Origin of the sequence: Mesorhizobium australafricanum, assembly GCF_033977265.1 — a bacterium.
GTDB classification, from domain to species: Bacteria; Pseudomonadota; Alphaproteobacteria; order Rhizobiales; family Rhizobiaceae; genus Mesorhizobium; species Mesorhizobium australafricanum.
This window is the reverse complement of record NZ_JAVIIT010000001.1, coordinates 256773-282403: the sequence shown is the minus strand read 5'-3', so window position 1 is coordinate 282403 and position 25631 is coordinate 256773. Positions and strand designations below refer to the sequence as shown.

Annotated in this window: 20 protein-coding genes; 10 read left to right on the top strand and 10 right to left on the bottom strand. The window is 65.4% G+C overall.

What is annotated here, in order from left to right; translation table 11 throughout:
* Positions 1–50 precede the first annotated feature (50 nt).
* From RFM98_RS01380 to RFM98_RS01370, 3 genes are all read right to left on the bottom strand, one after another.
* Complete coding sequence (locus tag RFM98_RS01380) at positions 51–2468, bottom strand: GcvT family protein (RefSeq protein ID WP_320307155.1); 2418 nt, start codon at positions 2466–2468, stop codon at positions 51–53.
* A gap of 147 nt (positions 2469–2615) precedes the next feature.
* The gene (locus RFM98_RS01375) at positions 2616–4271 is read right to left on the bottom strand and encodes an ABC transporter substrate-binding protein (RefSeq protein ID WP_320307154.1); all 1656 of its coding nucleotides are present in this window, start codon (positions 4269–4271) and stop codon (positions 2616–2618) included.
* A 177-nt stretch (positions 4272–4448) separates the two neighbouring features.
* Entirely contained in the window at positions 4449–5342 is an 894-nt protein-coding gene (locus tag RFM98_RS01370) for a LysR substrate-binding domain-containing protein (protein ID WP_320307153.1), read from the bottom strand.
* A 293-nt stretch (positions 5343–5635) separates the two neighbouring features.
* Here RFM98_RS01370 and RFM98_RS01365 point away from each other — a divergent pair, with 293 nt between their 5' ends.
* The 9 genes from RFM98_RS01365 (at position 5636) to RFM98_RS01325 (ending at position 17037) form a co-directional block, all read left to right on the top strand.
* Entirely contained in the window at positions 5636–7033 is a 1398-nt protein-coding gene (locus tag RFM98_RS01365; protein WP_320307152.1) for an MmgE/PrpD family protein, read from the top strand.
* Between the two features lie 7 nt (positions 7034–7040).
* Entirely contained in the window at positions 7041–8282 is a 1242-nt protein-coding gene (locus RFM98_RS01360; RefSeq protein WP_320307151.1) for an FAD-dependent oxidoreductase, read from the top strand.
* A gap of 2 nt (positions 8283–8284) precedes the next feature.
* On the top strand, positions 8285–8551 hold the full coding sequence (locus RFM98_RS01355; RefSeq protein ID WP_320307150.1) for a sarcosine oxidase subunit delta: 267 nt from the start codon (positions 8285–8287) through the stop codon (positions 8549–8551).
* The gene (locus RFM98_RS01350) at positions 8548–11406 is read left to right on the top strand and encodes a 2Fe-2S iron-sulfur cluster-binding protein (RefSeq protein ID WP_320307149.1); all 2859 of its coding nucleotides are present in this window, start codon (positions 8548–8550) and stop codon (positions 11404–11406) included. The genes RFM98_RS01355 and RFM98_RS01350 overlap by 4 nt, the downstream gene beginning before the upstream one ends.
* Positions 11407–11994: a hypothetical protein gene (locus RFM98_RS01345; protein WP_320307148.1), complete on the top strand. Its 588-nt coding sequence runs from the start codon at positions 11407–11409 to the stop codon at positions 11992–11994.
* A 9-nt stretch (positions 11995–12003) separates the two neighbouring features.
* Complete coding sequence (locus RFM98_RS01340) at positions 12004–12912, top strand: dihydrodipicolinate synthase family protein (RefSeq protein WP_320307147.1); 909 nt, start codon at positions 12004–12006, stop codon at positions 12910–12912.
* 7 nt (positions 12913–12919) lie between these two features.
* Positions 12920–13888 (top strand): D-2-hydroxyacid dehydrogenase, encoded by a 969-nt coding sequence (locus RFM98_RS01335; RefSeq protein ID WP_320307146.1) that lies wholly within the window; start codon positions 12920–12922, stop codon positions 13886–13888.
* Positions 13889–13909: 21 nt separating this feature from the next.
* A complete protein-coding gene (locus RFM98_RS01330; protein WP_320307145.1) occupies positions 13910–15451 on the top strand; it encodes a trimethylamine methyltransferase family protein in 1542 nt (513 codons plus the stop codon).
* 95 nt (positions 15452–15546) lie between these two features.
* Positions 15547–17037 (top strand): N-acyl-D-amino-acid deacylase family protein, encoded by a 1491-nt coding sequence (locus RFM98_RS01325; protein WP_320307144.1) that lies wholly within the window; start codon positions 15547–15549, stop codon positions 17035–17037.
* Here the strand turns inward: RFM98_RS01325 and RFM98_RS01320 are convergent.
* The 7 genes from RFM98_RS01320 to RFM98_RS01290 are packed head-to-tail and all read right to left on the bottom strand — an operon-like array spanning position 17022 to position 24141.
* Positions 17022–17687, bottom strand: a complete 666-nt coding sequence (locus RFM98_RS01320) for a cysteine hydrolase family protein (RefSeq protein WP_320307143.1) — start codon at positions 17685–17687, stop codon at positions 17022–17024. The two genes, RFM98_RS01325 and RFM98_RS01320, sit on opposite strands and share 16 nt — an antisense overlap.
* Positions 17684–18967, bottom strand: a complete 1284-nt coding sequence (locus RFM98_RS01315) for a Zn-dependent hydrolase (RefSeq protein ID WP_320307142.1) — start codon at positions 18965–18967, stop codon at positions 17684–17686. The genes RFM98_RS01320 and RFM98_RS01315 overlap by 4 nt, the downstream gene beginning before the upstream one ends.
* Positions 18964–20124 (bottom strand): NAD(P)/FAD-dependent oxidoreductase, encoded by a 1161-nt coding sequence (locus tag RFM98_RS01310; protein WP_320307141.1) that lies wholly within the window; start codon positions 20122–20124, stop codon positions 18964–18966. Before RFM98_RS01310 ends, RFM98_RS01315 begins: the two co-directional genes overlap by 4 nt.
* Positions 20121–21425: a Coenzyme F420 hydrogenase/dehydrogenase, beta subunit C-terminal domain gene (locus RFM98_RS01305; RefSeq protein WP_320307140.1), complete on the bottom strand. Its 1305-nt coding sequence runs from the start codon at positions 21423–21425 to the stop codon at positions 20121–20123. The genes RFM98_RS01310 and RFM98_RS01305 overlap by 4 nt, the downstream gene beginning before the upstream one ends.
* A 13-nt stretch (positions 21426–21438) precedes the next feature.
* Positions 21439–22353: a nitrilase-related carbon-nitrogen hydrolase gene (locus RFM98_RS01300; RefSeq protein WP_320307139.1), complete on the bottom strand. Its 915-nt coding sequence runs from the start codon at positions 22351–22353 to the stop codon at positions 21439–21441.
* Positions 22338–23768: a dihydropyrimidinase gene (gene hydA / locus RFM98_RS01295; RefSeq protein ID WP_320307138.1), complete on the bottom strand. Its 1431-nt coding sequence runs from the start codon at positions 23766–23768 to the stop codon at positions 22338–22340. The genes RFM98_RS01300 and hydA overlap by 16 nt, the downstream gene beginning before the upstream one ends.
* Before the next feature lie 22 nt (positions 23769–23790).
* On the bottom strand, positions 23791–24141 hold the full coding sequence (locus RFM98_RS01290; protein ID WP_112099073.1) for a RidA family protein: 351 nt from the start codon (positions 24139–24141) through the stop codon (positions 23791–23793).
* A gap of 235 nt (positions 24142–24376) precedes the next feature.
* Here RFM98_RS01290 and RFM98_RS01285 point away from each other — a divergent pair, with 235 nt between their 5' ends.
* Entirely contained in the window at positions 24377–25624 is a 1248-nt protein-coding gene (locus RFM98_RS01285; RefSeq protein ID WP_320307137.1) for an MFS transporter, read from the top strand.
* Positions 25625–25631 lie beyond the last annotated feature (7 nt).

Sequence of the window (25631 nt, the reverse complement as noted above, 5' to 3'; positions counted from 1 at the left end):
TTAAATAGAAATCCCTCTCGAATGCCGATCTCCAAGCCGCCGCGCCTCGGCTACGACCGCAGCCGCCTGCCCTCAGGGTCGAAGGGCGGATGCGCGAGCAGCACTGCTTCATGCGGCCTGCCAAGAATGGCGACGGTCACCTTGTCGCCGGCCTTGGCGGTTCCTGCCTTGACATAGCCCATCGCCAGCGACTGCTCGACGAAATAGCCATAGGCGCCCGACGACACCTGGCCGATCGGCGTGCCGTCCGGCAGGAAGATCGGCTCGCCGCCGGTGGCGTCGGCATCCTTGGCCGACACGGAAAGCATGATCAGCTGATCGCGCGCCGGCTTGCCGGCGACGGCGAGATAGGCCTCGCGGTTGAGGAATTCCTTGTCCGTCTTGATCAGGCGGTCGAGCTGAACCTCTTGCGGCCAGTACTCCGGCGAGTACTCGCGGCTCCAGCTGCCGTACCCCTTTTCGACGCGCAGCGACATCAGCGCCCGTGAGCCGACCGGCCCGGCACCGACTTCGCTGCCTGCCTTAAGCAGCGCGCTGTAGAGCTCGACCTGGTTGCCGGCCTTGCAGTGCAGCTCCCAGCCGAGATCACCGGTGAAGGAGACCCTCAGCGCCACCACATCGACGCCGGCGACCGTGATCTGGCGCGAGCGCATGAACGGGAAGGCTTCGTTCGACAGATCGTCATTGGTCAGCCGCTGCAGGAGTTCGCGCGATTTCGGCCCGGCGACGTTGAAGCCGCCGAGATCCTCGGTGCGCGACCGGAAGGTCGTGCCTTGCGGCAACGGCACCGATTTGAAGAAACGCTGGTGGAAGCGCTCGGCCATGCCCGAGCCGATCACCATGAACTCATCCTCCGCCAGCCTGGTCACGGTGAAATCGCCGGCAATGCCACCGCGTTTGCCGATCAGCGGCGTCAGGCAGGAATTGCCGACCTTGGTCGGCATGCGATTGGCGAAGAGCGCGTTCAGCCAGGTTTCCGCGCCCGGGCCCTTCACCTCGTATTTGGCGAAATTGGAGATGTCGATGATGCCGGCATGCTCGCGCAGCATGCGGGCTTCGCGGCCGACCGGCCCCCACCAGTTCTGCCGCGTGAAGCCGATCGTTTCCTCGCGCGGCTCGCCTTCCGCGGCGAACCACAGCGGATGCTCCCAGCCGAAATTGAGGCCGAAGACGGCGCCCATCTCCTTCTGCATTTCGTAGGCGGGCCGGGTCCGCACCGGGCGGCCGGCGGCGCGCTCCTCATTCGGGAAATGGATCTTGAAGCGGTGGCTGTACTGGTCCTGCACGCGGGCCTTGGTGAAGGCCTTGCCGGCCCAATGGCCGAAGCGCGCCATGTCCCAGCCGAACATGTCTAGCGTCGGCTCGCCCTCGATCATCCATTCGGCCGCGAGCTTGCCCATGCCGCCCGATTGCGAGAAGCCGGGGATAATGCCGTTGCAGCAGAAATAGTTGCTGAGTTCCGGCACCGGCCCGAACAGCACCGCGCTGTCCGGCGACCAGATCATCGGGCCGTTGATCACCTTCTTGACGCCTGCGGTGGCGGCCGCGGGAACGCGCTGAACAGCGCGCATCATGTTCTCTTCGATACGATCGAGGTCGTCGGGAAACAGCTCGTGGCCGAAGTCCAGCGGGGTGCCTTCCTCGGCCCAGAATTTCATGTTGCGCTCGTAAGCGCCGATGAGGAGGCCGAGTCCCTCCTGGCGCAGATAATATTCGCCGTCGCGATCGGCGACCGACGGCAGGCGCCGGCCCATCGAGGCGATTTCCGGGATGGTCTCGGTGACGAAATACTGATGCTCGGTCGGGATCAGCGGCAGTTGCAGCCCGGCCATGGCGGCGACCTCCCTTCCCCACAGGCCGGCGGCATTGACCACCCATTGCGTTCGGATGTCGCCCTTCGGCGTGCGCACGATCCAGCTGCCGTCCGCTTGCGCCTCGGTCGCGGTGACCGGCGTGAAGCGATGGATCTCCGCGCCGCGCTGGCGTGCACCCGCGGCATAAGCCGCCGTCACGCCCGATGGATCGACATTGCCGCCCTCCGGCTCATACATGATGCAGCGTATGCCGTCGAAATCGACCAGCGGATGCAGCCGTTCCGCTTCGTCGCGCGCGACTTCGTAGAAATTCATCTTGTAGCGCCGCGCCTTGGCTTCCTGCAGCCGCAGCTGATGCTCGCGCGCCTCTGTCTGGGCGAGATAGAGTGAGCCCGGCTGGAAGATGCCGCAGCCCTGGCCGGTCTCGGCTTCCAGCTCCTTGTAGAGCGCCATCGTGTAATGCTGCAGCCGGCTGATATTGGTGGAATCATGCAGGCCGTGGATGTTGGCTGCCGCGTGCCATGTCGAACCCGAGGTCAGCTCGCTGCGTTCCAGCAGCACGACATCCGTCCAGCCGAACTTGGCGAGATGATAGAGGATCGAGCAGCCGATCAGACCACCGCCAATGACAACGGCTTGTGCATGAGTACGCATATTGAGCTTTCTTCCCTTGTTTCGGCGACTTGTTCGCGCTCCCTGGCAGCGCTTTGGGATTTCATTTAGCTGACTGATCAATCGCAGTCGCCGGCTAACTCAGGGGCGCAACACGCGCCCCTGAACCTTTGCTTTGATCTGCCCGGTTCAGGCCTTGTCCAGCCAGACCTTGTCCAGCTGCAGTTCGAATGTCTGATGCATGCCGAGGTTCTTCACATAGGTGGCATGGTGACGATAAAGCGAGCGCCAGAACGCCTGCACGAGGATACCGGAGTCCTGCAGGATGAACTCCACCTCCTTCATCATTTCCTTGCGCTTCTCGGGGTCGGCGATGGCCATCGCCGCGTTGAGCTTCTTGTCGAAGTCCGGATTGGCATAGCCTGACTCGTTCCATGCCTCGCCGCTGCGATAGGCGATCGCCAGCACCTGGACACCGAGCGGGCGCATGCCCCAGTCGGTGGTCGACCATGGATATTTTGTCCAGTCGTTCCAGAACGAGGAGCCCGGAATGATGGTGCGCTTGACCTTGAATCCGGCATCGCGCATCTGCGCGGCGACGACGTCGGCCGGGTCCTTCACATAGTCCGCATCGTAGGAAATCAACTCGAACTCGTGATCCGCCTGGCCGGCCTCGGCCATCAGCGCCTTGGCCTTCGCCAGGTCGCGCGGGACTTTCGGCAGCGCGTAATATTCCGGATGGATCGGGCAGACATGGTGGTTTTCGGCGACCTGTCCAAGCCCGCTATAGCCGAGCTTCAGCACCGTCTCATTGTCGACCGCGAGCTGGATCGCGTTGCGTACCCGCTTGTCGTCGTAAGGCTTGTTGGTCACGTTGGTGCGCAGCACGATCGTGCCGGCGGTGACCACCTGTTCCTTGACCAGGCCCATGCTGTCATAGAGATCGACCGTGCCGCCGACCGTCTGGTAGTTGCAGTCGATCTCACCGGCCTCGAAGGCGCTGCCGATGGCGGGGTTGGACGCGTCCGATCCGTAGTCGGTCCAGTCGACGCCGTCGAGATAAGGCTCGCCGCCGAACCAGGTGAAGTCCTTGCGCCGCCGGACCGAGGCCGACTCGCCGACCTTATACGAGATCAGCTCATACGGGCCGGTGCCGGGCGTCTTGAGCATGTCGGCGCCATTCTTGTCGAAGTCGCGGTGGACTATGACCGCCGGATAATCGGAAAAGCCGGGGATGATGGTGACGTCCGACTGGTGGCATTTCAGCTTCACCGTGTGTTCGTCGACCTTGGTGATGGCGCCGGCGGCGGCCTTCTTGGTGGCGGCATCGATCAGCGAGCCCATGCGCCCGGCCATCGAATTGCCCTCGGCCGCCTTATCGCACCAGCGTTCGATGTTGTAGGCGATGTCGTCGGCGTTGAAGTCGTCGCCATTCGACCATTTCACGCCCTTGCGCAGATGCAGCGTGTATTCCGTGGCGTCGTCGCTCACCTCCCAGCTCTCGACCAGATGGCCCTCGAAGGTGAAGTCGGTGGTGTAGCGGATCATGTAGTCGTTGCACTGGCGCATGACGTTGGCGATTTCCGACCAGTCCCAGGCGCGCGGATCCTTCATGTCCTTGATGATCATCTGCATCTTCAGGATGCCGCCCTTCTTGCCGGGCACGATCGCGGCGGCCTTGGCCGGCTCGATCCCTGCCATCGAGTAGGCGAGCGCCGTGGAAGCGCCCATCACGCTTGCCATGGCCAGGAATTCGCGGCGGTCCATGCCGCCTCTTTTGACTTCGGCTGCGTAGCTTTCGATGACCGCCGGGACGCGGTCACCGTTGCTCTTGAACATTGTCATCATTGTTCTCCGGTTCAGGGCTTTTTGCCCGTTACGTTCCCCTTGCGGCTGCGCATGTTAGGGGCGATGCAAAAATCCCGGAAGGGCTCGGCCCTTCACAAACCGCAGAAAACCGGCATTGATGGCCTAAAAAAACAACGCCATTGGCCCGTCAAATTTTTGAGGGCGGTGATCATTCTAAGGCCGCGCGGCGTCTTCCCTGGCCCTGGAAAGTATCCATTCCTTGACCGTGCGCGCGATGTTTCCCTTCGAAAGCTGGCTCTCGGTAAGATAGTAATTCCAGGGGCTTGGCGGCCTGACGGGGAACGGCTCGACGAGCAGCCCGCGATCCATATAGGCGTGTGACAGGGAGCGCTGCGTGGCGACCAGGCCGGCCCCCATGGCGGCGAGCTCGAGCGCGATGTTGGAGGCATTCGTCGACAGGCCCTTGTCATGGTCCTCCATGTCGACGCCGAGCGCCTCGGTCACCACCTGCCAGTATTCCTGGCGGCCATGCACGAAGATCCAGTCCACCTTGAGCATGTCCTGCGGCGTCTTCAGCGCATGCTCGCCTTCGAGCATGCCGGGCGCGCACAGGAGAACCAGTTCGTCGTTCCAGAGCGGGATCGCCGAAGGCGGCCGGTCGTCGAAGCGCCGCGTCGAGATGGTGATGTCGGCGATCTGCTCGCTGATGTCCTCCCAGATCGTGCCATGCAGCACGATCTCGATCTCGGGATGCTTCTTGCGGAAGGCGGCCATGCAGCCGGCGAGCCAGTTCTCGACAAGGCTCATCGGGCAGGAAACGACCACGGTGCGGTTGCGCGAGGAAGCGACGATCGCTTCGGTCGCCTGGTCGATCTGGTCGAGCGCCTGGCGCAGCGTCGGCAGGAACGCCTCTCCCATCTCAGTCAGCTTCAGGCTGCGCGGATAGCGTATGAACAGCTGACGGCCGATATAGTGTTCGAGGGCACGCACATGCGTGCTGACCGCCGCCTGGGTGTAGCCCAGTTCCTTGGCCGCCGTGGTGAAGCTCAAATGCCGGGCCGAGCTCTCGAACGAGCGGATATAGTTCAAGGGGGGTGGCGGCTTCATCCCGGTCTCCTAAAGAGCAATTCCAGGAAAAGTGTGAGCGGTTGGGCTCGGCGCCTCCGCCGTGGCCTTCCGTCCGGAATTGCGTCAAAACAAATCGATAGGGCAGTTCGCCGTTTCCGTGAAACGGTGAACCGCTCTAGCATTCGCCATAGCTATCGCACGGGCAACCGGCCATTCAATCACAGACAGGCGACATGGCATCAATATTTTTGGCCAAAGCCGCCAAACTAATCGCGTGCCTGCACGATGAACCCAATTTATTGATGTTGTGGAGAGACAGGGGAGATAAGCAGGTGGCTGTGCCGTCATACCGGCGTGAGGGGCCTGTCGTCAGTTCCGATACATTCACGCGCCTTGCCGATTTCGTGCTGCGGCGTCCCGCTTCCGTCTTCCCCCAGCCGGTTCTGGAACAGGCACGCTACCTTCTGCTCGACACGCTCGGCATCGCCATTGCGGCCGGGCCGATGGAAGCAGGGCGGATCGCCCGCGATGCCGCCCCCCTGCTCTATGGTTCGAACGATCCGCAATACTCGGCCCGCATGCTGTTCGACGGACGTCGTGCCAGCATTGCCGGCGCGGCTTACGCCGTTGCCACGCAGATCGACAACCTCGACGGCCACGACGGTTACAGCCCCACCAAAGGCCATATCGGCGTCGCGGTGGTGCCGGCGCTTGCCGCGCTCGCGGAGGCGAGGCCCGACCTTACCGGACCGGAGGCACTGGCGTCCCTGGTCATCGGCTACGAAATCGCCGGCCGGGCCGGCATCGCGTTGCATGCGACTGTGAGCGATTACCACACTTCCGGTGCCTGGAACGCTTTGGGTGTCGCCGCGGTGGCGGCACGCCTGCGGCGGTTCGACGAAACGCAATTGCGCGAGGCGCTCGGCATCGCCGAGTATCACGGCCCGCGCAGCCAGATGATGCGCGAGATCGCCACGCCGACGATGCTGCATGACGGTTCCGGCCCCGGTGCCCTCGTCGGCCTTTCGGCGGCGGTGCTTGCCGAACGCGGCTTCACCGGCGCGCCGGCGATCACCGTCGAGGCGCCGGACGTCGCGACGCACTGGCAGGATCTCGGCGTCTTCTGGCAGTCGCTGCATCAATATGTGAAGCCCTATCCGATCTGCCGCTGGGCGCATGCGGCGATCGACGCGGTGCGCGGACTTTGCCTGGCGCACAATCTTGGCCCCTCCGACATCGCTCATGTCCAGGTCAACAGCTTCCACTATGCGGCCACGCTGTTCGACGGCATGCCGGACACCACCTCGAAGGCGCAATACAGCCTGCGCTTCGCCGTCGCGACCTTCGTCATTCATGGGCGCATCGGCTTGGAGCATATTTCCGGCGCCGGCCTCGGAGACGCCGCGGTCGCGGACTTGCTCACCCGCATCACGGTGACCGAATCCGAGCGCCACAGCGTCCGCTTCCCGGCCGGCCGCTGGGCCGACGTCGTCATCTCGACCAACGATGGACGCGTGCTGATGTCAGGCGACGTACATGCGCGCGGCGGACCGGAAGCGCCGATGACAGCGCGGGATGTCGAGGCCAAATACATGGAGTTCGCGGCACCGGTTCTGGGACCGGGCCGCGCTGCGGCGATCCGCGACGCGGTGCTCTCGCTCGACGACCGCGACAGCCGCTTTTCCGATCTCGCGGCGCTGCTCTACGATCCTCCCAAGATTTCGAGCTGAGCGCGCAATGCCCCTCAGGCTTCTGAAATACGGTCTCAGCCGGGACTATCCGGTCAGCGGCGACATCCCCGCCACGCCCGAGCTGAAGCCGGCCTACGACGTCGTCATCATCGGTGGCGGCGGGCATGGACTGTCCTGCGCGCACCATCTTGCCAAATATCACGGCATAAAGAGCGTGGCAGTGCTGGAGAAAGGCTACCTAGCTGGCGGCAACACGGCGCGCAACACCACCACCATCCGCTCCAACTACATCACGCCGGAAGGCATCGCCTTCTACAAGGAAGGCGTCGAGCTGTTCGAGCGCCTGTCGCAAGAGCTCGACTTCAACGTCATGTTCTCGCAGCGCGGCCAGCTCACGCTTGCGCATACCGAGGCGACGATGCGCAGCTTTCACATGCGCGCCGAGATGGGCAAGCATATGGGCACGCGCACCGAAGTCGTCGACCAGAAGGGCGTCGAGGAACTCTGCCCGCTCATCAACATGGACTATGGCGGCGCGCTCGAAATCCTCGGCGGGCTCTGGCATGCCGACGGCGGAACGGCGCGCCACGATGCCGTTGCCTGGGGCTATGCCGCCCAGGCATCGCGGCGTGGCGCCGAGATCCACCAGCGCACCGAAGTGCAGGGCTTCGAAGTCGTCGGCGACCGGGTCCAGGCGGTCAAAACAAACAGGGGCCGCGTCGCCTGCGGCCAGGTGCTGATCGCCACCGGCGGCATGAATTACGACGTCGCGCTTATGGCCGGCGTCGAGCTTCCCATCCGCTGCTATCCGCTGCAGGCGATGGTGACCCAGCCTTTGAAACCATGGCTGCACACGCTGGTGTCGTCCGTCTCGCTGCACACCTATCTCGTGCAGTCCTCGCGTGGCGAGGTCGTCATCGGCGGCGGCTCCGATCCCTACCAGCTTTATTCGACGCGCTCGACGCTCGACATGAAGGAGCACCTTGCCGAAGGCGCCGTTCACCTCTTCCCCTTCCTGCAGGGCGTGCGCCTGCTCAGGCAATGGGCCGGCATCACCGACATGACGCCGGACTACAGCCCGATCATGGGCGCGAGCCCGCTCGCCAATCTGTGGCTCGATTGCGGCTGGGGCACCTGGGGCTTCAAGGCGACGCCCGTCGCGGGAAAGCGCATGGCCCAGACCATCGCCGATAGCCGCGTGCCCGATATCCTGAAACCATTTGCATTGGAGCGCTTCGAAACCTTCCGGCTGCTCAATGAAATGGGCGCGACGGCGGCGAGCCATTGACGATGAAGCTTTTGAACTGTCCCATGAATGGCCCGCGCAACATCGACGAATTCCAGTCCTTCGGGCCGGTGCGCGCGCGGCCTGATCCGAACGGAACCGCCGACATGGAATGGTCGCGCCATCTGTTCCGCGCCGAAAACCGCCGGGGTCTCGTGGTCGAGTGGTGGCGGCACGTGCCGAGCAACTATTTCTTCCTGGCTGAGCGCGATCTGGTCAGCAACGAGATCATCCGCACCTTCGACACGTCCGAACTGCGGGACCGAGCATGAACCGGCTGCCCGCCCCTTTCGGAAGCCGCATCGATCGGAGCCGCCCTATCCGCTTCACCTTCGAGGGCAAGGCCTTCGAAGGCTATGAAGGCGACAGCATCGCCAGCGCGCTCGCCGCTTCCGGCCAGTGGGTGCTGTCACGCTCGTTCAAGTATCACCGTCCGCGCGGCATCCTGTCGATGACCGGAGCCGACTCCAACGCGCTGGTGCAATTGCCGTCCGAACCGAACGCCGCCGCCGAGCGCACGCCGATCAGCGAAGGGCTGCGGGTCCGCGCGCAGAACGTCAACGGCTCGCTCGAGCGCGACCGCGACGCCATCATGGACAGGTTCGGCCGCTTCCTGCCGGTCGGCTTCTACTATCGCACCTTCATGGGTCCGCGCCGCGACAGCTGGCTGAAACTCTGGGAGCCGATCATCCGCCGCAAGGCAGGCCTGGGTGTGGTCGACACCAAGGCTCCGCATCGGCATTTCGACAAGACGCATTTGCATTGCGACCTGCTCGTCGTCGGTGCCGGCCCGGCGGGACTGAGCGCGGCGATTGCCGCCGCCGAGGCCGGCGCCGATGTGGTGCTGGGCGACGAAAACCCGGAGATCGGCGGCGCGCTGAGCTATGGCCGCTACGACCCGGTGGTGCTGTCGGGCCTGACGTCGCGGCTTGCGGCGCTCCCCAATGTGAGGGTGCTGACCGAGACCGTCTGCAATGGCTGGTACGAAGACAACTGGCTGCCGTTGATCGAAGGCAACCGGCTTCATCGCACCCGTGCACGGGAGGTGATCCTTGCGACCGGCGCCATCGAGCAGCCGGCCGTTTTCCGCAACAACGATCTGCCGGGGATCATGCTCGGCGGCGCCGCCCAGCGGCTGATCCGCCACTATGGCGTGCGGCCCGGCGACAGCGCCGTGGTGCTGGCGGCCAATGACGATGGCTATCGGACGGCGCTCGATCTGCTGGATGCAGGCGTGTCGGTAGCCGAGCTTGTCGACCCGAGATCGGCTGGTGAGGCCGACCCGTTGGAATCCGAATTGCGAGATAGGGGCGTCGCCATTCGGAAAGGCGCAGCCATCGAGGCAGCGGAAGGCACGGCTGGAAATCGCCATCTCGCCCGCGTCCGTGTCGGCGGAAGCTGGATCGCTTGCGACCTGCTGACGGTTTCGATCGGCCAGGCGCCGGCATGGCAGTTGCCGTGTCAGGCCGGCGGCAAGGTCGCCTACGATGCCGGCACGGAAGCGATGACGCTCACGCTTCCCGAAGGCTCTGTCCATCTCGCAGGTGCCGTTGCCGGAGCGGACGACCTGGAGGACGCAATCGCCAGCGGCCGGCGCGCGGCGGCAGCCGCGCTATCGCGGCTTGGTCATGCGGTTGCAGATGAGCCTCCGGCGGCCAGTTCGAAGACCGCTCGGCCGCGCTATGTGCAGCCGATCGTCGCCGATCCCAAGGGACGCGACTTCGTCGACTTCGACGAGGACCTGCAGGTCAAGGATCTGCTGAATGCGACCAAGGAAGGCTATCGCGAGATCGAGTTGGTCAAGCGCTTCACCACCGTCGGCATGGGCCCGAGCCAGGGACGTCATTCGGCCCTGGCGACTGCCCGGATCGTCGCCGAGGCGACCGGCCGCACGGTCGGCGAAATCGGCATCACCACGGCGCGTCCTCCGGTTGGGCCGGAGACCCTCGGCGTGCTCGCGGGCCACCACGAGGTGCTGGAGCGCCGCACCGCGCTGCACGCAAAGCACATCGCGCTGAACGCCGCGATGAAGCCGATCGGCGCATGGTGGCGACCCTATTACTACGGCGACGCGAGCAGCGCGCAGGAAGCGGTCCGCGAGGAAATCCTTGCCGTGCGCGAAGGCGTCGGCCTGCTCGACGTCTCGACGCTCGGCAAGCTGGAGATCCGCGGGCCGGACGCCGGCGAATTCCTCGACCGCCTCTACACGATGGCGCATGCCAACCAGCCCGTGGGTCGCGTCCGCTACTGCCTGATGCTCAACGAGATGGGCTCGGTGGTCGACGATGGCGTCGCCTACCGGATGGCCGAGGACCAGTTCTATGTGACGGCGACGACCGGCGCCGTCGCGCGCGTCTATGCCGACATGCTGTTCTGGAATGCCGAGTGGCGGCTGAAGGTCGACGTGCTCAACCTCACCGGCGCCTTCTGCGGCCTGAACGTCACCGGACCCAAGGCGCGCACGGTTCTTCAGGCGCTGGACAGCGACATCGATTTCAGCCGCGACGCCTTCCCTTATCTGAGTGGCCGCGAAGGCATCGTCGCCGGCGTCCCTGTGCGGGTGATGCGCATCGGCTTCACCGGCGAGCTCAGCTACGAATTGCATTGCCCTTCGAGCCTGGCCCCCAGCCTCTGGGATGCGGTGATGGCGGCGGGCCGACCGCATGGCCTGCGGCCCTACGGACTGGAAGCGTCGCGCATGTTGCGCCTGGAGAAAGGCCATATCCTGATCGGCCAGGACACGGACGCGATCACCACGCCCGATGAACTGGGCTTCGGCTGGGCGGTCTCGAAGAAGAAGCCGTTCTTCGTCGGCAAGCGCTCCATCGAGATGCGCGCGAGGCTCGGGCAGACCCGCAAGCTGGTCGGCCTAAAATTCCCCGCGGGCGCCCGCAACATTCCCGGCGAAAGCTGCCTGCTGCTGCGCGGCGGCGCACCTGTCGGCCAGATCACGTCGGTCGGATACTCGCCGTCGCTTGGGCATCACATTGCGCTCGCCTATGTCCATGTCGACGACCAGGCGGAAGGCAGCCGCGTGACGGTGAAGTGCCGCAACGGCGAGTTGGTGGAGGCTCCGGTCGTCGCCCACGCCTTCTTCGACCCGACCAATGCCCGGCAGGAGATGTAGATGGCCACTTCCGCCGGCACCGCGACCCGCATCTACCCCTTCATGCCCGGCGGCGCCGCCTATGGCACAAACCTGATTTCGGGCACGCTGGCGCTGAGCGATCTCACGGACAGCCCGCGTTTCGGCCTGAAAGGCGGCGGCAGCGCCGCCTGGCTCGCCGCGCAGGGCGTCACGCTGCCCGCCGTCAACCGCATCGGCGACCATCGCGGCATGCGGGTCCTGCGCCTCGGCAGCGAGGATATCCTGCTTCTCGCCGAGGACGCGGGCGAGCGGCTCGCCAAAGTCAAAGCCGCCTGGCAGGCCGCTGCAGGGCCGAAAGGCCACTCGTCATGGCGCGAGGAAGGCTGGGCATGGATGCGGCTTTCCGGTTCTCGCCTCGCCGAAGCGATGAGCATGCTTTGCGCGCTGGACCTGAGAGCCGAAAAGTTCGGCGCCGACGACATCGCCCAGACGCGGGTCGGCCATATCGAGGCCGTGACGTTCCGTTCGCCGACAGGTTTCGACATACTCTTCGACATCACCGCCTCGGCCCATTTCGCCCGCACCGTGGCGGCGGTGGCCAAGCACACCGACCAGCATCATGCATAGAGGAAATTCATGACCCGCCCGCAAGGAACCATCGCCCCGATCCTGACGCCGTTCGAAGACGACGGCCGCATCGCGCGCGATCTCTGGATATCCCACGCCAAATGGGTACTCGGCCAGGGCGCGCATTTCCTCTCGCCCTTCGGCACGACAGGTGAAGCGCTGTCGATGTCGCTCAGTGAGCGCATGCAAGCGCTGGAATGGCTGGTCGAGGCCGGCATCGCGCCAAGCCGGCTGATGCCCGGTACCGGCGTCACCGCGCTGCCCGAAACGATCGAGCTGTCGGCGCATGCCGTCGGCCTCGGCTGCGCCGCGGTCATGGTGCTGCCGTCCTTCTTCTACACCGGCGCCGGCGACAACGGGCAGGCACGCTATTACAGCGAGTTGATCGAGAAAGTGGCAAAGCCTTCGATGCGCGTGATCCTCTACCACATCCCGCAGAATTCGGGCGTGCCGGTCAGCCCGGCGCTGACAGCCAGGCTGAGCAAGGCCTTTCCGGACACCGTCGTCGCCTATAAGGACAGCGCCGGCGACTGGAACAACACCGCCGCCGTCATCGCAGCCGCGCCCGATATTTCGGTCTTTCCGAGTTCCGAGGCGCAGCTCATCAAGGGTCTCGCCAGCGGCGCTGCCGGCTGCATTTCGGCGACGGTCAATCTGAACGCCGCCGCCATCCGCCGCCTCTACGACGCGGCCCGCAAAGGCGAGGATGTCACCGAGGCGGATGCCGCCATCAAGGCGTTCAGGAAGGTGATTCAGGACGCCGGCCTGATCCCGGCGATGAAGGCGGTGCTTGCGGTCCGCACCAGTGACAGGCGCTGGCTGAACCTGCGCGCCCCGCATGAGAATGCGACGCTGGAGAACGGGCAGGCTCTGCTTGCCGCGCTCGGCAGCGCCGCTGATCATATCGGCCGCAATTGAGGTCGCGATGTCGGCGCGCCCAACCGTCATCCTGCACACTGACAAGCCGGCCAGCGCGCTTGCCGTGCTCGCCGAAACGCATCCGGACCTCGAGGTTCATCCCTGCGACACCTATGCCGGCCTTCCAGCGCTGATCGATCGGACCGCCACGGAGGTGGTCTACTCCATCCGCTTCGACGGGACGCCGCGCTTCCCGCGCCAGGCCCTCACCGAGAGCCGGACAGTGAGATGGGTGTCGATCGGCGGTTCCGGCACCGACCATCTCGGGCGTTGGGATCCGACGCGGGTGACGGTGACCAATTCCGCAGGCGTCGCGGCCGGCATGCTGGCCGAATATGCGCTCGGCGCCATGCTCTCCTTCTCGCTCGACCTGCGTGGCTTCGAGCGTCGGCAAGAGGCTCGCCAATGGGGCGGCGGCCGCGTCGAGCCGATCGAGGGCAAGACCGTCCTCATCGTCGGCCTCGGCAAGACCGGCGAGGCCGTCGCGCGCCGCGCGCAGGCGATGGGCATGCGTACGCTTGGCATCCGTGCGCGGCCAAAGCCGATGCCGTCGCTGGACGAAGTTCATGGTCCCGACGCGCTGCTGGCATTGATTGGCCGCGCCGATTTCATCGTCTGCTGCGTGCCTTTGCTGCCCACCACCCGCGGCCTGCTTGGCGAGGCCGCCTTTGCCGCGATGAAGCCGTCGGCCGTCCTCATCGACATCTCGCGCGGGGGTGTCGTCGAGGAAGCCGCATTGTTGAGCGCGCTCGACAACGGGCGGATCAAGGGCGCGGCGCTCGACGTCTTCGCAACCGAGCCGCTGCCTGCGGAGCATCCGCTCTGGAGCTACGACAATGTCGTGGTCACGCCGCATTGCGCGGCGGTCTATGACGGCTGGGACATCAAGTCGGTGCGCATGTTCGCCGACAATCTGGCGCGCTACCGCAAAGGCGAGCCGCTGGAAAATATAGTCAATCCGGAACGCGGCTATTGAAGGCCGGGAGGGAGTAGTCCGATGACACAGGACAGGCGCGGCGGCGGCCGCAGATCGAAGCTCGGACGCAGCGGCGGCGGCATCGCGCAGCTGCCGTGGCAGAGTGTGAAGAACCCCTACCCGCCGATGCAGCTCCTCGATGACGACCGCATGGAACAACTGCACAAGACGTCGATGCGCATCCTGTCGGAGCTCGGCATCCGCGTCATGAGCGAGAAGGTGATGGACCTTTTCGCCGCGGCCGGCGCCATCGTCGATCGCGAGGAAAAGACCATCAGGATCGATGAAAGCCTGGTGACCGAGGCGCTGCGCGCGGTTCCATCATCCTTCACGCTGACCAGCCGCAACCCTGAAAAGCAGGTCCATCTCGGCGACAATTCGCTGGTCTTCGGACTGGTCGCCGGTCCGCCCAACGTGCATGACCGGATCAATGGCCGCCGCCAGGGCAATCTCCCCGACTACCAGAACTTCATCCGGCTGGCGCACCACTTCAACGCCATCCACATCATCGGCAACCAGGTGGTGGCGCCGATGGAGCTGCCGGCCAACGAGCGCCATCTCGACACCTATCACGCAAACCTGATGCTGAGTGACCTCTCCTTCCATTGCACCGCGATCGGCCGCGCCAGGGCCATGGACGGCATCAACATGATGGCGATCGCGCGCGGCATCAGCGTCGAGGAGATGCGGGCCTCGCCCGGCGTGACGACGATCATCTCGATCAACTCGCCGCGCCTGTTCGACGATGCGATGGCGGAAGGGCTGATCGCGATGGCGGAGCACGGCCAGCCGGTGACCGTCACGCCCTTCACGCTGATGGGCGCGATGACGCCGGTGACGCTTGCCGCAGCCCTTTGCCAGCAAAACGCCGAAGCGTTGTTCGGCGTGGTGCTGACGCAGCTCGTCAACCCGGGCACGCCGGTGATGTACGGTGCCTTCACCTCCAATGTCGACATGAAGTCGGGCGCCCCGGCTTTCGGCACGCCGGAAAACGCCAAGGCCAACATCATCGCCGGGCAATTGGCGCGGCGCTACAATCTGCCCTATCGCACCTCCAATGCGAATGCCTCCAATGTCGTCGACCTGCAGGCGGCCTACGAGACCGAGATGGCGACCTGGGGCGCCGTGCTCGGCGGCGCCAATTTGATCTATCACGCGGCCGGCTGGCTGGAGGGCGGCCTGACGGCGTCCTACGAAAAGCTCGTCCTCGACGTCGAGATCCTGCAGAACGTGATGGAGTTCCTGCGGCCCTTGCCGTTCCAGGAGGATGACCTCGGCTTCGAGGCGATCAAGTCGGTGCCGGCCGGCGGCCATTTCTTCGGCGCCGAGCACACGATGTCGCGCTATACCACCGCCTTCTACCAACCGATGCTGTCCAATTGGCAGAACCATGGCGCCTGGGAGGAAGCCGGCGGCAAGGACGCGCTGGAAAGGGCGACCGAACTCTGGCAGCAGGCGCTCCATGATTACGAGGAACCGGTCATGGATGCCGCGATCCGCGAGGAGCTCGACGCCTATGTTGCGCGCCGCCGCGAGGAGATCGCCGCCAATCCGGAAGGCTAGAGCATGGTCCCGAACCGAAGGTCAGCGAACGCAAAAAAGTGGGAACCGGTTTTCGGAAAAGATCATGCTCCAACAAAAGAGTTGGAAACTGCTTGATGCCCTATGATCTCGTCATCCGTGGCGCGACGCTGATCGCTGGCGACGGGTCGAAACCCTTCGGGGCCGACGTCGCCGTTACCGGCGACAGGATCGCGGCGATCGGCCGGCTGGACGACGCGCAAGGCGTCGAGGAAATCGACGCCAGGGGCAAGGTGGTCGCGCCCGGCTTCATCGACGTGCACACCCATGACGACGGCGCCCTGCTTTCCCCGCGCGGCATGGACCCGAAGATCAGCCAGGGCGTGACGACGGTGATTGCCGGCAATTGTGGGGTCAGCCTCGCGCCGCTGCTGCTCGACAGGACACCGCCGCCACCCTTCACACTGGTCGGCGGCCGCGAGAATTTTCGCTTCGATCGCTTCGCCGACTATGTCGCCGAACTGAAACGACGCGGCATCGCCACCAACGCGGCCCTGCTTGTCGGCCACACCACGCTGCGCCAGCGCTGCATGCAGGTGACCGACCGTTCGGCCAATGAAGCGGAAACAGCGTTGATGCAAGAGGCGGTGGCAGAGGCCATGGCCGAAGGCGCATTCGGGCTTAGCACCGGGCTCGACTATCCGCCGGCCGTCAACTCATCGACAGAGGAGGTCAAGGCGCTGGCTGCGACCGCTGCCCAGCTCGGCGGCCCCTATGTCACCCACACCCGCAACTATTTCGAGACCATGGACGAGGCGATCGAGGAAGCGATCGAGATCGCCGGCCATGCCGGCGGCAAGCTTTTCATCTCGCATCATCAGTGCACCGGCCGCGCCAATTTCGGCAAGAGCCGGCCCTCGCTGGCAAGGATCGACCGGGCGCGCGAGACGATGGACATCGGCATGGATGTCTATCCCTATGCCGCAAGCTCGACGGTGCTTCGGCTGGAGCGCTGCGACACCGGTCTGAAGATCCTCATCACCTGGTCCGATCCGCATCCGGAGATGGCGAGGCGAGAGATCGCCGACATTGCCCGCGAATGGAACTGCACGGAGCGCGAGGCGGGCGAGCGCCTGCTGCCGGCGGGCGCGGTCTACTTCCAGCTCGACGAGACCGACGTCCGCAACATCATCGCGCATCCGCGCACGATGATCGGCTCGGACGGTCTGCCACACGACATCCACCCGCATCCGCGCCTGTGGGGCACGTTTCCGCGCGTGCTCGGACACTACGTTCGCGATGTCGGCCTGTTCAGCCTGGAGGAAGCCGTGTTCCGCATGACCGGGCTGCCGGCGCGGGAATTCGGCATCGCGCGGCGCGGGCTGCTGGCCGAAGACAACTTCGCCGACCTCGTGATCTTCGATCCGGAGACGATCATCGACACCGCAACTTTCGATGAGCCGCGCCGGCCCGCCACCGGCATCGAGCATGTCTTCGTCAACGGCGTATCGGTCTGGCGCGGCGGCAGGGCGACCGGAGCGCTGCCCGGCGCGGTTCTCAAGCCCTCGTCGTCAAAGATGGTTGTCAGGGGCGCCTGCGGCTGCGGCGCCGATCACAGCGCTTCATAGAGCCGATCGACGCTCTCCAGCGTGTAGGCGAACTCCACCGGCCGCGTGCATTGCCAGCCGTCGAATGGTTGACCGGCGGCCGCCTTCAGCACCTCCGGCATGCGCAGGATGCCGCCCCCGTAGAGCCGGTTCGCCATGTCGAGCATGCCGGTACGGTGCATCGCCTCCGTCATGCTGCCGCAGGCTTCCTTGACGAGCCAGACGCGAAAGCCCTGGTAGACCGCGTCGAAGACGCTTTCTGTCACGCAGCTGTCGGTGAGCACGCCTGCGACGATCAAGTTCTCGATGCCGAGCGCGGCGAGCCGCTTCGAAAGATCGGTGCGGCGAAAGGCGCTCGGCCAATGCTTGTGGATGACGATGTCGCCGGGCAGCGCCGCCACCTCGGTGCAGATCGAAGCGCCGTCGCTGCCCGCGACAGCGGAGCGGAATTCCTCGGTGAGGATTTCTTCCTGCCGCGCATAGCCTTCACGCTCTTCCGGCTTCACCCAGGCCTGCGCATGGATGACCGGCACGCCCGCCTCGCGGGCGGCTTGGATCAGCGCGGCGGCGTTGGCGAGCACCGCGTCATATCCGATGACCGGCCAGGCCGCATCGGGGCGGTATTCGTTCTGCAGATCGATGATGAGCAAGGCGGTGGCGGCGAGATTCATGACTGGTCCGGAGAGTTGTCGAAGTCGGTGACGAAACGCAGAAGCAGCCGGATCGCCTGGTCGAGGTCGGCGATCTCCATCGCTTCATGCGGATTGTGGCTGCCGTTCTCGTTGCGCACGAAAAGCATCGCGGTCGGGATGCCCGCGCCGGCAAAGGTCGCGGCATCGTGCCCCGCCCCACTCGGCACATGCGGGGCTCTCATCTGCAATTCTGTGGCGGCGCGGTCGAACCTTGCGATCAGCGCCGGCGACATGGTTGCCGGCTCCCAGGTGAAGCGCGGCCCGGCCTCGAAGGTGACACCGCGTTTGGCGCCGACCTCAGCGAAAATGGTCTGAAGCCGATTTTCGATTCGATCGAGAACGGCTGCTTCCGCGCTACGCACATCGAGCGTGAAACCGAGCTCGCCCAGAACGCGGCTGCCGCCATGCTGCGTGGGGTCGGACTGCACGCGGCCGAAGGTGATGGTGGCCTCATGCCCCTCGCGTTCGAGCGCGTCCCACTCCGCCTCCAAACCCGCGATCAGATCGGCAAAGCCAAGCACGCTGTCATGCCGAGCGAAGCGCGGCTCGGCGCCGGAGTGACCATAGGCGCCGAGGCATTTCGCATCGACATAGCGGAAGCCGCCGGCGATCCCGGTGACGATACCGACCGGCGCTCCGGCGGCGACCAGGCGCGGTCCCTGCTCGATATGCACTTCGACGAAGGCCGCGATCCGGCTAGCATCAATCCCCGGCACGCCGCGCCGCACAGCATCTGGGTCGAAGCCTTCCTCCAGCATGTGCTCCGCAAGCGTGCGGCCGCTGTCGGAGCGCCTGGCTTCGAGCGCCCGCGGCTCCAGCAGGCCAAGCGCCGCCTGGCTGCCCGGATAGGACAGCGGAAACCAGACGGCTTCCTCGGCGCGCGTCGCCAGCACGATCAGGTCGCGCGGCAACTGGATCCCCTGCCCGATCAGTTCGGCCATCACCGCCAGGCCGGCCACGACGCCGGCCGCACCGTCGAAATTGCCGCCATGCGCCACGCTGTCGAGATGCGAGCCGACGACGATCGCCGGCAGGTCAGGGTCACGGCCTTTTAGCGTCAAATAGAGATTGCCGGCGGCATCGGTGCGCGCAACAGCACCAAGCTTTTGCGCTTCCGCGCGCACGAGATCATGGGCGAAGCGCTCCCCCGGTCCGTAAGCGACGCGTGTAATCCCCGGCGCATCGGTCGTGGCTTGCTTGAGCGTTTCCAGCAGACGCCCGGCCAGCCTGCCGCCGACCGTCAACACGCCATGGCTCATGACGCGACCTGCCTGGATTGGGACCCAGCGCCGCGCAGCCGATGCGGCGTGAGTTCCGCAAGAGACACACCCTGCCTTGCGACGTCGTCCGGCAGGCCGCCGCCGGCGATCAGGCTGGCGCAGACGCGCGACAGCGCCGGCGAGGTCTTGATGCCGTAGCCGCCCTGCCCGACCAGCCAGACGAAATCCGGAAACTCATCATCGGGCCCGACCACCGGCGAACCGTCGGCGACGAAGGTCCGCAAGCCTGCCCAGGAACGAGACACGCGCTGCACTTCGATCGTGGTCGCCCGTTCGAGACGCTCGGCGCCGATCGCGAGATCGATGTCTTCGGCATAGGCGTCCATCGGCGCCGACGGCGTCGCGTCGGCCGGCGAGACGAACAACTGCCCGGCATCCGGCTTGAAATAGAATTCCGCGCCGACATCATTGACCAGCGGCCAGTCGGCGATATCGAGGCCGGCCGGCGCCGGAACGTTGAAGGCGGTGCGGCGCTTCGGCTCGAGGCCGACAGGACGGACGCCGGCCATCATCGCGATCTCGTCGCCCCAGGCGCCGGCCGCGTTGACGATCAGCCGCGCGAGGAATGTCTCAGCTTCGGTCTCGACCCGCCATTGCCCGCCGTGCCGGCCGATGCCTCTCACCCCGGCCTTGGTGACGATGCGCGTGCCGCGCGCCCGCGCGCCGCGCAAAAAACCCTGGTGCAGGCCGTTGACGTCGATGTCCATCGAATGCGGTTCGATATAGGCGCCGGCGAGATAATCCCGGCGCAGCACCGGCACGCGCGCGATCGCCTCGTCCGGCGTCATCGCGACGATCGAGGGGACCAGGGCCTGCGCCGCCGCCAGGTCCTCACGCAAGAGGTCGAGCTGATCGGCGCGCGCCACCGTGATCATGCCGCGCTCGCTGAGCAGCGGATAGTCGCAAAAACCCGTCGGCGGCTCGGTGAGAAACGCCCGGCTTGCCAGCACGATGCGGCGGATGACGCCGTTGCCGTAGTTTTCGGTAAAGCTCGCGGCCGAGCGGCCCGTGGTGTGATAGCCGCAGTGGCTCTCCCGCTCGAGCAGCACGACCTTCCTGCCGCGCGAAAGCTCGAAAGCAGCGCCCGCGCCAGCCATGCCACCACCGATGATTATGACTTCGGTCTGCTCGCTCATGGACGGCCATCCTTCAAAATTGCTTTGCGCGGCACGGCAGGCGGCTCGCCGAGGCGTCCACGTCTGGCACGGTCGCGTGCGCCCCGCCCTTCGGCCAGATTCTCGGCCAGCGAGTTCTGTAGGGCGCAATTCCTCAACGAGAGGTCGGTGACGAAAGGCACCGGCTTGCCGGCAATCTCCATGCCTCTGAGCCGCGCCCAGACCGCGCGGCGCTTGCGCACCTGATGCGACTGCAATTCGCCGATTTCGGCAATGCCGGTCTCGCGCTTGATCTCCAGCGCGCCGGCTTCGACCGCGGCATCGAAAAGCTCCAGTCCGCGCTTTGTCCGCACGATGATGCCGTTGAGCGCCTCGTCCTCGACGGCCGGTCCGCCATTCAGCCAGGCATCGGAGACAGCGATATCCGCCACCTGGCCGATCGCATCAGGGCATATCTTGCAGCGCGGCTGGATCATCCATTTGTCCTCGTCTTCCCAGAGCTGCCGGTAGCTGATCTCGAAGGCGCGGCCGTCCCCGGTTTCGATCCGGTTGAGGCCGGGGTTGCCGTGGCCCCGGTAGCGGAAGAGCGCCAACTCGTCCTCGCTCAATCCGAAGCGCTGCAGCACCTGCTCTGACTTCGTCAGGTCCGAGGCGCCGCCGCAGACGAAGGCGAGCGCATAGCGCATATATTCGTCAACGCGCGGATCGAGCCGCGCCAGATTGCGCACGGCGGTGATGTCGCAAGGCTTGGCGATCAGCGCGAAGGGCTCGCCGCGATCGAGAATGTCGTTGAAATCGACCAGGGTCGCCGCCGGCCCATAGCGCGAGCCGGCGCCTTCGAGCACCGAGGCGGGGTCGAAGCTCAGCTGGCGTTCCGTGCGCATCGGCATGGAACGCGACGCCGCGACGTGGAGCACGAACTTGACCCGACCGGAGCTCAGCAGGAATTGCCCGAGCGCCGTCAGCGTCCCGCCGCCGGAACCGATAAATCGCACCGTGGGATCTGCGGCGGAGCCGAGCACAAGCCGCTCGACCCGTCCCCATACCGTGTTCGTCAACGCGGCTTCATCCATTTGTGCCGGCGATGGACCGGCGATGCGCGTTCCCGGGCAGACGGCGTTGATCTTTGCCAATGTCGGCTTGTCCAGCGCCTGCATCGCCACCGGCCGCTCGCGCCCTTCCGGCGTCATCACCATCTCGACGTCGCCGGCACCGGCGATCGACCGGCAGAGGCCGCAGCCGATGCAAAGACCGTTCTCGACGATCTCGCTGAGCGAAAGCGGTTCGATCGAGGGCGGCGTCCTGGTTTCGGTTAGGCCCATCGCTATGCCGATCTCAGACCGGTTCCGCGATGCGCTTGTACTGATCCGGTCGGCGATAGAGCGCGAAGTTGAAATTCACCTTCCGGCAGACCTCGATCAGATCGAGATCGGCGCGATGCACGATGACCTCGTCGTCGAGCGACATTGCCTGCGCGGCAATCTCGCCGGTCGGCGCGATGATGCAGGAGCCGCCGATCAGCGCCTGCCCGTCTTCCAGGCCGGCCTTGGCGGCGGCGCCGATCCAGAGCGTGTTCTGGTAGGCGCCGGCCTGCATCGGCAAATGGTTGTGGAACATCCTCAGATGCGCCAGCGCGGGCGCTTCATCGAGCAGCAGCGGCGTGTTGTAGCCGAGCAGCGCCACCTCGGCGCCGTTGAGGCAGAGCATGCGATAGGTTTCCGGCCAGCGGCGGTCGTTGCAGATCGCGAGGCCGACGCGAACGCCGCGATAGTCGAAGACCGGAAAGCCGAGATTGCCCGGTTCGAAGTAGCGGCGTTCGAGATGCGTTGTGGTGCCTGCCTCCGGCTCGCTCGAGCCCGGCACATGCATCTTGCGGTAGCGGCCGATGAATGCGCCGTCCGGCCCGACCAAGTCCATCGTGTTGAAGTGACGGGTGCGCCCCTCTTCATGCGCCAGCTCGCAATAGCCCAGCGCGAAACCGACCTTCAGGCGCGCGGCGGCATCGTAAAGCCGCTGCGTCTCCGGCCCCGGCATCGAGGCTTCGAAGAACGCGTCTATTTCACTCTGGTCGTCGATGCGCCAGCGCGGGAAGAAAGTGGTGAGCGCCATTTCCGGAAACACCGCGATCTCGGCGCCTGCCGCAGCAGCTTTCTCCAAGAGATGCACCAGCCGCCCGACCGTCTCGGCGCGCGTGGCGCTGCGCTGGATCGGGCCGGTCTGGCAAACGGCAATGGTCAAGCATCGAGCCATGGTGTCCAATCCTCGACTGGTTTTCTCAGATGCGCCGGATCGGCGGCGGTCCGCGCCACAAAACGCCCGAACCCGGGCGCTGCCTGCAATTTGCCGCCGGCAACCACCGGCACCCCGCGCACCAGAATGGTGGTCGGCTTGCCGGTGACGCTCCTGCCCTCATAGGGCGTGAAATCGACACGCGAATGCAGCGCCTTGTGCCCGAGTGTCCAGCGCGCCGTCGGATCCCACAGCGCCAGATCCGCGTCGAGCCCGACCTTTATGCTGCCCTTGGCGTGGGCGAAGCCATAGATCGAGGCAGCATTGCGCGAGGTGAGGTCGAGATATCGTTCGAGCGTCAGGCGGCCGGTCAGCAGCCCTTCCGAAAACAGCAGCGGCAGGCGCGTCTCGATACCAGGAATGCCGCTCAGCGTCGTGGTGAAGCCGGGCGTCTCGGATCGGCCGATCTTGTCGGCGAAATAGTAGGGCGAATGGTCCGACGACCAGAGGTCGATGCCGCCATTGATCAGCTCCTGCCACAGATGTTCATGGCTGCGCGGCGAGCGCGGCGGCGGCGAGAAGACGAAGCGCGCCGCGTCGACCGCAGGGCGGTCGAGATCGGCAGCGCCGACGAAGAGATATTGCGGACAGGTCTCGGCAACGGCATCGACACCACGCGCCCGCGCCCGCGCCACTTCCTCCGCCGATTGCCAGGACGAGACATGGACGATGGTCATGCGCGCGCCGGTCATCTCGGCGAAGGCCAGCGCGCGATGCGTGGCCTCGCGCTCCATCGTCTCGCTGTGCGCGACCACATGGTAGCGGATATCGGTGCGGCCGAGATCGATCAGCCGCTGGCGCGTGCGCCGGATCGCGGCGTCGTTCTCGGCATGGACCATGACGATCCAGCCAAGGCCCCTCGCGGTATCCAGCACTCTGAAGAACAGGTCGTCGTCGACGGCAAAACCCTGATAGGTCATGAACAGCTTGACCGAGGCGATGCCGCGCCCGGCTAGCTGGTTGAGCTGGGCTTCGACATCCGCGCCGGTGCCCATGGTGACCACGGCATGCAGCCCGTAATCGATCACCGCGCGTCCCGCCGCACGCTCCAGCGCGCGGTCGATGGCGCCGACTGTCGTCATGTCCTGTCCAGGCATGCCGAACGGAACGATGCAGGTCGTTCCGCCGAAAGCCGCGGAGATTGTGCCCGACTCGAAATCGTCGGCATTGCCCGCTCCGCCCCAGACCGGCTGGTCGAGATGGCAATGCGCGTCGATACCGCCCGGCATCACCCATTGCCCGCTGGCGTCGATCATCCTGTTGCCGGATAGACCCTTGCCGATGGCGGCGATGCGGCCATAATCGATGCCGATGTCGCACTCGGCCCAGCCGTCGTCGAGCGCCACGCGCCCGCCTTTGATCGCCAGCTCATGCATTGGCGTACCCCCGCCGACCGGCTCAGCCGACAGCCGCCGTCACCATGATCTCGACGCGATACTGGTCGCCGGCAAGGCGCGCTTCCACCGTCGCGCGCACCGGCATGGCGCTCCTGTCGATCCAGGCGTCCCAGGCCGTGTTCATCATCTCGAAATCGGCGATGTCCCTAAGCCAAATCTGCGCGCTGAGCAGCTTCGACTTGTCGCTGCCGGCCTTGGCCAGAAGCGCGTCGATCTTGGCGAGGATCTGCTTGGTCTGGCTGGTGGTGTCGCCGGAAAGGTCATCCGCGGTCAGGCCGGCCACATAGACGGTGCCGTTGTAGCGGAGCACCCGGCAGAAGCGCGGTCCGTTTTCGAGGCGTTCGATCGTCATGCTGTTCCCTTCCGCTGGTTCCCAGGCTTTTGGCCTTTGCCTATGGTAAGGAGGGTGCAAAACGGCTGTAAAGCCCGCCGCGCGCCGAGATGCCGCTTTCCTTCGCCGGCATGGCCAAAAAAATTATGGCCATAGCCGCGCCAATCTTCGTTTGTGGCAGTCACGGCAGAGTGTAGCTTCCGTTCGGGCTGCCGTCGGTCAACGGTGCCGCCAGGGAGCCACCGCAGCCGCATCCATGAGGTCGATCGCTCAATCCGCGGCGCGGTTCTGGCAAAATGCAGAGCGGTCCCGCGCCATGCTGCCGATCATGGTCGGCATCTGCCTGGCCTGCATCGGCAGCGCCATGCTGACCACCGCCGTCTCGCTTCATCTCGGCAAGCCCGGCATTTCTCCGCAAGTCGTACAGATCGTGCTCACCGCCTATCCCGTGGGGTTCCTCATCGGGTGCCTGGTCACGCGCCCGGCTGTCGCCCAGTACGGGCACGAGCGGACCTTCGTGGTGATCCTGGGGCTGGCGCTGCTGGCGGCTTGCGGCTTCGTCTTTACCGACTTCCTGCCGAGTTGGATCTGCTTCCGCCTGCTCGGCGGCATGGCAATGGCGTCGCTGTTCGTGGTCTGCGAAAGCTGGATCAACCTCTATGCCGAGCAGCACAATCGCGGCGCGCTGTTCTCGCTCTACATGCTGACGACGGCGATCGCGGTGCTGCTCGGGCAGCTCCTTGTCGGCCTGGTCGGCCCGCAGTCGCCGCACCTGTTTCCGGTCGCGGCGGTGACCGTGCTTCTGGCGTTGATCTCCAAATTCCTCGGCGGCCGCTGGCCGGCGCTGCCGGCCGCCGATCCGGAGCACACGAGTTCAGCAAGGCCGGTCAAACGGCTTGGCCCGCTGGCGCTCTTCCGGCTGGCGCCGGTGACGGTCGTTGCCATCTTCCAGGGTGGCATCACCAACATGAACATCTTCGTCCTGACGCCGATCTACGGCACGCAGATCGGGCTGTCGGCGGCAACGACGGTCGGACTGGTCACGACCATAAGCATCGCCGGCATGCTCGCGCAGACGCCCGTCGGCTGGTTGTCGGACAGATTTGAACGGCGCATCATACTGCTTATCCAAGGCGTCCTGTCCGTCACGCTCTGCGCCATGATCGCCTGGGTCGGCAATTCTTCGGTGCCGCTGCTCTTCGTGCTGTTCTTTGTCTATGGCTGCACGGCGCTGACCGTCTATCCCGTGGCGATGGCGTTCGGCGCCTCGCAATTGCACAGCCGGCACATGGTCGGCGCTTCCGGCACGCTGCTCCTGCTCTATTCGATCGGCAATGTCGCGACGCCCGGCATTTCCGCCGGCTTGATGGAGCATATGGGCGCGCCGGCCATGTTCCTGCTTCTGGGAGGTGGCGCCGTGCTGGTGACTTTAGCCGCCTGCTACAATCTTCTGCGCCGTCCAGTCACGCTGACTGCCATGCAGGCGATCGAGGAGCGGGTCTGATGATGGA

Bases quoted from the DNA above. Each gene is read 5' to 3' on its own strand.
- RFM98_RS01290 (WP_112099073.1), bottom strand. From the start codon at position 24,141: ATGACGATCGAACGCCTCGAAAACGGACCGCGCTTCTGCCGGGTGCTC.
- RFM98_RS01315 (WP_320307142.1), bottom strand. From the start codon at position 18,967: ATGAGCCATGGCGTGTTGACGGTCGGCGGCAGGCTGGCCGGGCGTCTG.
- RFM98_RS01380 (WP_320307155.1), bottom strand. From the start codon at position 2,468: ATGCGTACTCATGCACAAGCCGTTGTCATTGGCGGTGGTCTGATCGGC.
- RFM98_RS01285 (WP_320307137.1), top strand. From the start codon at position 24,377: ATGAGGTCGATCGCTCAATCCGCGGCGCGGTTCTGGCAAAATGCAGAG.
- RFM98_RS01360 (WP_320307151.1), top strand. From the start codon at position 7,041: ATGCCCCTCAGGCTTCTGAAATACGGTCTCAGCCGGGACTATCCGGTC.
- RFM98_RS01330 (WP_320307145.1), top strand. From the start codon at position 13,910: ATGACACAGGACAGGCGCGGCGGCGGCCGCAGATCGAAGCTCGGACGC.
- RFM98_RS01335 (WP_320307146.1), top strand. From the start codon at position 12,920: ATGTCGGCGCGCCCAACCGTCATCCTGCACACTGACAAGCCGGCCAGC.
- RFM98_RS01310 (WP_320307141.1), bottom strand. From the start codon at position 20,124: ATGAGCGAGCAGACCGAAGTCATAATCATCGGTGGTGGCATGGCTGGC.
- hydA (WP_320307138.1), bottom strand. From the start codon at position 23,768: ATGCATGAGCTGGCGATCAAAGGCGGGCGCGTGGCGCTCGACGACGGC.
- RFM98_RS01345 (WP_320307148.1), top strand. From the start codon at position 11,407: ATGGCCACTTCCGCCGGCACCGCGACCCGCATCTACCCCTTCATGCCC.
- RFM98_RS01355 (WP_320307150.1), top strand. From the start codon at position 8,285: ATGAAGCTTTTGAACTGTCCCATGAATGGCCCGCGCAACATCGACGAA.
- RFM98_RS01320 (WP_320307143.1), bottom strand. From the start codon at position 17,687: ATGAATCTCGCCGCCACCGCCTTGCTCATCATCGATCTGCAGAACGAA.
- RFM98_RS01300 (WP_320307139.1), bottom strand. From the start codon at position 22,353: ATGGCTCGATGCTTGACCATTGCCGTTTGCCAGACCGGCCCGATCCAG.
- RFM98_RS01350 (WP_320307149.1), top strand. From the start codon at position 8,548: ATGAACCGGCTGCCCGCCCCTTTCGGAAGCCGCATCGATCGGAGCCGC.
- RFM98_RS01325 (WP_320307144.1), top strand. From the start codon at position 15,547: ATGCCCTATGATCTCGTCATCCGTGGCGCGACGCTGATCGCTGGCGAC.
- RFM98_RS01375 (WP_320307154.1), bottom strand. From the start codon at position 4,271: ATGACAATGTTCAAGAGCAACGGTGACCGCGTCCCGGCGGTCATCGAA.
- RFM98_RS01370 (WP_320307153.1), bottom strand. From the start codon at position 5,342: ATGAAGCCGCCACCCCCCTTGAACTATATCCGCTCGTTCGAGAGCTCG.
- RFM98_RS01340 (WP_320307147.1), top strand. From the start codon at position 12,004: ATGACCCGCCCGCAAGGAACCATCGCCCCGATCCTGACGCCGTTCGAA.
- RFM98_RS01305 (WP_320307140.1), bottom strand. From the start codon at position 21,425: ATGGGCCTAACCGAAACCAGGACGCCGCCCTCGATCGAACCGCTTTCG.